This window comes from Pandoraea sp. (assembly GCF_004297875.1).
GTDB lineage: Bacteria > Pseudomonadota > Gammaproteobacteria > Burkholderiales > Burkholderiaceae > Pandoraea.
Map to the genome: position 1 here is coordinate 1 of NZ_SCSK01000033.1, position 5,646 is coordinate 5,646.

A 5,646-nucleotide genomic window follows, 5' to 3' on the forward strand; every position below is an offset into this window, starting at 1 on the left:
CTCGACCAGTTGCTTGCGGCTCACCTTCTTGCGAAACACGGCCTTGCCGTGCCGGTCCTGACCATGAAGGTGAAACGAGTGCTTGCCTAGATCGATTCCAACCAGCGTAACATTCTGCATAATGGCCTCCAGAAAGAAAAACACCCTACAGCGTAACCCGCGTGTAGGGTGGGGGTGACCATCTCATTACGCCCGGCGGGTCGGCGCGCGGGCGTTTTTCAGGGTGTTGTCTGGAGGTGCGGGCCGGAGTCGAACCGGCCTAGCTGGCTTTGCAGGCCAGAGCATAACCGCTTTGCTACCGCACCATTCGGGGCCGTGCCGGAACTTCCCGCACGACCATGGCGGCTGTTGCTTGCGAGTGTGCGATGTAGTCGCCCCACCCGAATTCGCCAGCCGGCTTTTCAACCGTTGTCGCATTGTAACCGCACGCCTGGGCTGACTCGCAGCAGGCCACCTGCGGCACAAATAAAAAGGGAAGCTCGGCTTCCCTCGGGATCTTGGAGCGGGAGACGAGTCTCGAACTCGCGACCTCAACCTTGGCAAGGTTGCGCTCTACCAACTGAGCTACTCCCGCATTTTTTTACCGCAGCCATGCGCGCCGACACCGCTCGCAAATTCATCGATACCAGTGGAGCGGGAGACGAGTCTCGAACTCGCGACCTCAACCTTGGCAAGGTTGCGCTCTACCAACTGAGCTACTCCCGCAATGGCGATGACTGCCGATCAACGCCACGCGCGGAAACCCGGTACGCGGCGAGAGGCAGATTATGGGGCAAACGGGATTTCCGTGTCAACCCCGTCCGGGGCTTAAATGTGGGTGCCGGCCCGCTCGCGGATTTGCGGCCACGCCAGCTTGAGATAGTAGAGCATCGACCAGATGGTGAGCACGGCCGCCAGGTAAATCAGCCAGGTGCCCCACACGAAGGTATCGATATGCAGCGCGCCGCCGCTGAGCACCCCATTGAAGAGCAAAAACGGTATCGCGGTCATCTGCGCGAAGGTTTTGATCTTGCCCAGCGAATTGACGGCGACATTGCGCGAGGCGCCGATATGGGCCATCCACTCGCGCAGCGCTGAGATGGTGATCTCACGCCCGATGATGATCAGCGCGACCGGCGCGCTGACGCGGCCCAGTTCGAGCAGCATCAGGAGCGCCGCGGCGACCATCAGCTTGTCGGCGACCGGATCGAGGAAGGCGCCGAATGCCGAGGTCTGGTTCAGGCGCCGCGCCAGGAAGCCGTCGAACCAGTCGGTCAGGGCGGCCAGCACGAAAATGAAGCACGCCACCCAGTTCATTTGCTGCGGCGAGAGCCAGTACAGCGGCAGGTAATACACGCCGACCACCAACGGGATCAGGACGATCCGCAGCCAGGTCAAGAATATGGGGACATTGAATGGCATGGCAATCTGCTGTCGGGACGGGGGCGAGGTAAGTGGGTCAGGCTGCATTGTGCCGATTATGGCCCGCCCTGGCAATTCGCGTGCCTGCGCGGCAAGCGAGGCGATGCGCGGGAGCGGCGTGCCGCGCCGCACGCGTCAATGCAGTTGGCGGTAGATCTGCTCGGCCAGCGCATGCGAAATGCCCTCGACGCTGGCGAGCTCGTCGATGCTGGCCGCGCTCACGCCATGCAGGCCGCCGAAGCGCGCCAGCAGGCGCTGGCGCCGCTTGGCGCCGATGCCTTCGATTTCATCGAGGCGCGAGCCCTGGCGAGCCTTGGCGCGCTTGGCGCGCATGCCGGTGATGGCAAAGCGGTGGGCCTCATCGCGAATCTGGGCGATCAGCATGAGCGCCGCGCTCTCGCGCCCGAGCTCCTGCGGCGCACGATCGTCGGCGAAGACCAGGGTCTCCAGCCCGACCTTGCGACCCTCGCCTTTGGCCACTCCAACCAGCAGCCCGACATCGAGGCCGAGTTCCTCGAAGACCTGCCGCGCGACCTCGACCTGTCCCTTGCCGCCGTCGATCAGTACCAGATTGGGCATCACCGGAGCGGCAGGCGCGGTGGCCGCGGATGGCGTTTCGGCCTGCGCGGCGTCTTGCGCTTGCGTCTCGTGCGAAGCTTCCTCGATAGCCTCGTCGGCCGCCTCGGCTTCGGCTTCGATCATTTTGCCGTAGCGGCGGGTGAGGACCTGGCGCATGGCAGCGTAATCATCGCCGGGCGTAATGCCGGTGATGTTGTAGCGCCGGTATTCGCCGTTCTGCATTTTGTGGTGATGAAACACCACGCAGGACGCCTGGGTGGCCTCGCCAGCCGTATGGCTGATATCGAAGCACTCGATACGCAGGTCGCCCAAATCCTCGAGATCGAGCCCGAGGGTGTCGGCCAGTTGGCGAGTGCGCGCCTGCTGCGTGCCCTGCTCGGCCAGCAGACGGGATAGCGCGAGTCCGGCGTTTTGCCGAGCCATGTCGAGCCAGGCACGGCGGCGCCCCTGCGGCTGGCGCACGACGCTGACCTTGCGCCCGGCCTGCTCGGCCAGCAGGTCGATCAGCTCCCGTTCGCGCAATGCATGGCTGACGATCAGCAACGGCGGAATCGTCTGCCCCAGGTAGTGCTGTGCCACGAAGGCTTCGAGGATACCGCTCTCGAGTTCGCCGGCGCGGGTGGATTCGGCGTCGGTGTCGGTGCCGGTATCGAGCGCCGCCGTATCGAGGTGCGCGGGGAAATGGGCCTTGTCGCCCAGATGCCGGCCGCCGCGCACCATCGCCAGATTCACGCATGCCCGGCCGCCCTCGAAGGCTACGGCGAGCACGTCGGCGTCGACGTCACCGCTGGTCTCCACGGACTGCTGCTGCAGCACGCCGGACAATGCGCTCATCTGGTTGCGCACCGCGGCGGCCTGCTCGAATTTGAGCTCGGCGGCGTATGCCAGCATCTTTGCCTCGAGCGCCTTGAGCACTTCGTTTTGTCGCCCGGACAGGAAGCCGGCGGCATTGCGGACGTCGCGGGCATAGTCCTCGGCACTGATGGCCCCCACGCACGGCGCGGTGCAACGGTGAATCTGGTGCAGCAGGCAGGGGCGCGTGCGGTTGGCGAAAACCGAGTCTTCACAGGTGCGCAACTGAAACACTTTCTGCAGGATCTGCATGCTCTCGCGCACCGCCCAGGCGCCCGGGAATGGCCCGAAATATTGATGCTTGCGATCGGTCGCGCCGCGGTAATATGCCATGCGCGGGAACGCATGCTGGGTGATTTTCAGATAGGGGTACGACTTATCGTCGCGGAACAGAATGTTGTAACGCGGGCGCAACGCCTTGATCAGATTGTTTTCGAGCAGCAGCGCTTCGGCTTCGGAGCGGGTGACGGTCGTCTCGAGCCGCACGATGCGGCTTACCATGTGGGCGATGCGGGGCGACAGCTGGGTTTTGTTGAAATAACTCGATACGCGCTTTTTCAGGTCGCGCGCCTTGCCCACGTACAGCACCGTGCCGGCCACATCGTAGTAGCGATATACCCCCGGCAGGTGGGGCAATTGGGCCAGCGTGGATTTGGCGTCGAACGGCGTGTCGGCAGGAGCGGTGTCGGTCATGAGTCGGGATGCTGCGGTGCGGCTGGGCCCGCTGGCGCACCAAGGCGCGTGCGGCTTCCGGCTAAAATTGCAAGTTTAGATCAAACCACGGGATAGCCGCTGATGGGCTTGCGCTGCGATATTTTTTGCACGGTCGTCGACAACTACGGCGATATCGGCGTGTGCTGGCGCCTGGCGCGGCAATTGGCCGCCGAGCACGGCTGGGCGGTGCGGTTGTGGGTGGATGATCTCGCCAGCTTTGCCCGCCTGCGTCCGGAGATCGACGCGCAGGTCGCCAGCCAGAGCCTGGATGGTGTCGACGTGCGGCACTGGCCGGCCCCCTGGCCGGCGCCACCGGCGGCCGAGAGGCCGGCCGATGTGGTTATCGAGGCGTTCGCCTGCGACATTCCGCAGGCTTATCTGCACGCGATGGCCGAGTGCAAGCCGGCGCCAGTGTGGCTGAATATGGAATATCTGAGCGCGGAAGACTGGGTCGACGGCTGTCACTTGCAGCGCTCCCCCCACCCTCGCCTGCCGTTGACCAAGATTTTTTTCTTCCCCGGCTTCAGCGCCGCCACCGGCGGCTTGCTGCGCGAGCACGATCTGCTCGCACGGCGCGATGCGTTTCAGGCGCATGAGCAAGCGCGGCTGGATTTTTGGCACACGCTGCGTCTGCCGCAACCGGAGCCGCAAGCCCTTGCCATATCGTTGTTCGCCTACGAAAACCCGGCGTTGCCGGCCTTGCTCGCGGCATGGCGCGACGGCCCTCGCCCGGTTACCTGCCTGATCCCGCAAGGGCGCATCAGCCCCCAGGCTGCCGCCTTTTTCGGCAAGCAATCGCTGGGACCTGGCGATAGCGCCAGGCAAGGCGCTCTGAGCGCACATGGTTTGCCGTTCCTGCCCCAGGACCGCTACGACCAGTTGTTGTGGGCGTGCGACTTCAATTTCGTGCGCGGCGAAGACTCCTTCGTGCGTGCCCAATGGGCCGCCAGGCCGATAGCCTGGCACATTTATCCACAATCCGACGCCGCGCACGAGCTCAAGCTGGATGCTTTCCTGAGACTCTATTGCGCCGCGCTGCCGGCATCGGCGGCTGCGGCGCTGCAGCGATTCTGGCACGGCTGGAACGGTTTCGGCCCGCCGTCGCAGGCGTCGGCGCTTGCCGCGGCTTGGAAGGAACTCGCGCAGGCCATGCCGGCGCTCAGTGCCCACGCACGAGCCTGGGCGCAACACCTGGCGCGGCACGAGGACTTTGCCTCGGCGCTGGTACAGCTTTGTAAAAATCAGTTAAAATAACAAGCTTTTTCAAGTATTTGCTGCTGAATCTGATGCCTATGCACCCGACGCGGGCCACGCTGGCAAAGCGGCAAGTGGGCACAATTCGACATAGGTATTGGTACAGGACTTAGCTTTATGAAAACCGCACAGGAACTCCGCGCTGGCAACGTCGTCATGATCGGCGGCGAGCCGTTGGTCGTGCAGAAGGCCGAATACAACAAATCTGGCCGCAACGCTGCCGTGGTCAAGATGAAATTCAAGAATTTGCTGACGGAAACGCCCAGCGAATCCGTTTACAAGGCAGATGACAAGTTTGATGTCGTCATGCTCGAGCGCAAGGAAGTGACTTATTCGTACTTCGCCGATCCGATGTACGTTTTCATGGACGCCGACTACAACCAGTACGAAGTCGAAAAAGACAACCTCGGCAACGCGCTGAATTACCTGGAAGACGGCATGCAATGCGAAGTCGTTTTCTATAACGAGAAAGCCATTTCCGTGGAACTGCCGACCACGGTGGTGCGTGAAATCATCTACACGGAACCGGCCGTCAAGGGCGATACGTCGTCGGGTAAAGTGATGAAGAACGCCAAGATCTCGACCGGCATGGAACTGCAGGTGCCGCTGTTTTGCGCCATTGGCGACAAGATCGAAATCGACACCCGCACCGACGAGTATCGCAGCCGCGCCTGAGCGATTCGGCCAGCGGAACGGAAAGCGCCTTGCGAGGCGCTTTTTTTATTGGTGCGCCCAGCATGGGCGCACTCCTGCGGGTGTAAGTCCCGCCACAAGCTGGTCACAGCGAATGAAGTGAAGCGCAACTGCATGAGGGCGACCGAGTGTGGGGAGGAAGCGTGGAGCGTA

General features: G+C 62.9%; 4 protein-coding genes, 3 tRNA genes and 1 pseudogene. 2 read left to right on the forward strand and 6 right to left on the reverse strand.

Annotated features, from left to right (window positions below; all coding sequences use genetic code 11):
- The 6 genes and pseudogenes from EPN80_RS09170 to uvrC form a co-directional block, all read right to left on the reverse strand.
- Positions 1-120, reverse strand: a pseudogene (locus EPN80_RS09170) (IS110 family transposase); the annotation flags it as partial.
- A gap of 111 nt (positions 121-231) precedes the next feature.
- Positions 232-305 (reverse strand) — tRNA-Cys (locus EPN80_RS09175).
- A gap of 193 nt (positions 306-498) precedes the next feature.
- Positions 499-574 (reverse strand) — tRNA-Gly (locus tag EPN80_RS09180).
- Positions 575-629: 55 nt separating this feature from the next.
- Positions 630-705, reverse strand: a tRNA-Gly gene (locus tag EPN80_RS09185).
- Between the two features lie 102 nt (positions 706-807).
- Entirely contained in the window at positions 808-1,401 is a 594-nt protein-coding gene (pgsA, locus tag EPN80_RS09190) for a CDP-diacylglycerol--glycerol-3-phosphate 3-phosphatidyltransferase (protein ID WP_293026024.1), read from the reverse strand.
- A gap of 135 nt (positions 1,402-1,536) precedes the next feature.
- Entirely contained in the window at positions 1,537-3,525 is a 1,989-nt protein-coding gene (gene uvrC / locus EPN80_RS09195; RefSeq protein ID WP_293026026.1) for an excinuclease ABC subunit UvrC, read from the reverse strand.
- A gap of 102 nt (positions 3,526-3,627) precedes the next feature.
- Between uvrC and earP the strand changes: the two genes are divergently transcribed.
- Together earP and efp are read left to right on the forward strand one after the other, a co-directional pair.
- Entirely contained in the window at positions 3,628-4,800 is a 1,173-nt protein-coding gene (gene earP / locus EPN80_RS09200; RefSeq protein WP_293026028.1) for an elongation factor P maturation arginine rhamnosyltransferase EarP, read from the forward strand.
- A gap of 117 nt (positions 4,801-4,917) precedes the next feature.
- Positions 4,918-5,475 carry an elongation factor P gene (gene efp / locus EPN80_RS09205; protein WP_047214827.1) on the forward strand — a complete coding sequence of 186 codons (558 nt, stop codon included), beginning with the start codon at positions 4,918-4,920 and terminating at the stop codon, positions 5,473-5,475.
- Positions 5,476-5,646: the final 171 nt, after the last annotated feature.

Bases quoted from the DNA above. Each gene is read 5' to 3' on its own strand.
- pgsA (WP_293026024.1), bottom strand. From the start codon at position 1,401: ATGCCATTCAATGTCCCCATATTCTTGACCTGGCTGCGGATCGTCCTG.
- uvrC (WP_293026026.1), bottom strand. From the start codon at position 3,525: ATGACCGACACCGCTCCTGCCGACACGCCGTTCGACGCCAAATCCACG.
- earP (WP_293026028.1), top strand. From the start codon at position 3,628: ATGGGCTTGCGCTGCGATATTTTTTGCACGGTCGTCGACAACTACGGC.
- efp (WP_047214827.1), top strand. From the start codon at position 4,918: ATGAAAACCGCACAGGAACTCCGCGCTGGCAACGTCGTCATGATCGGC.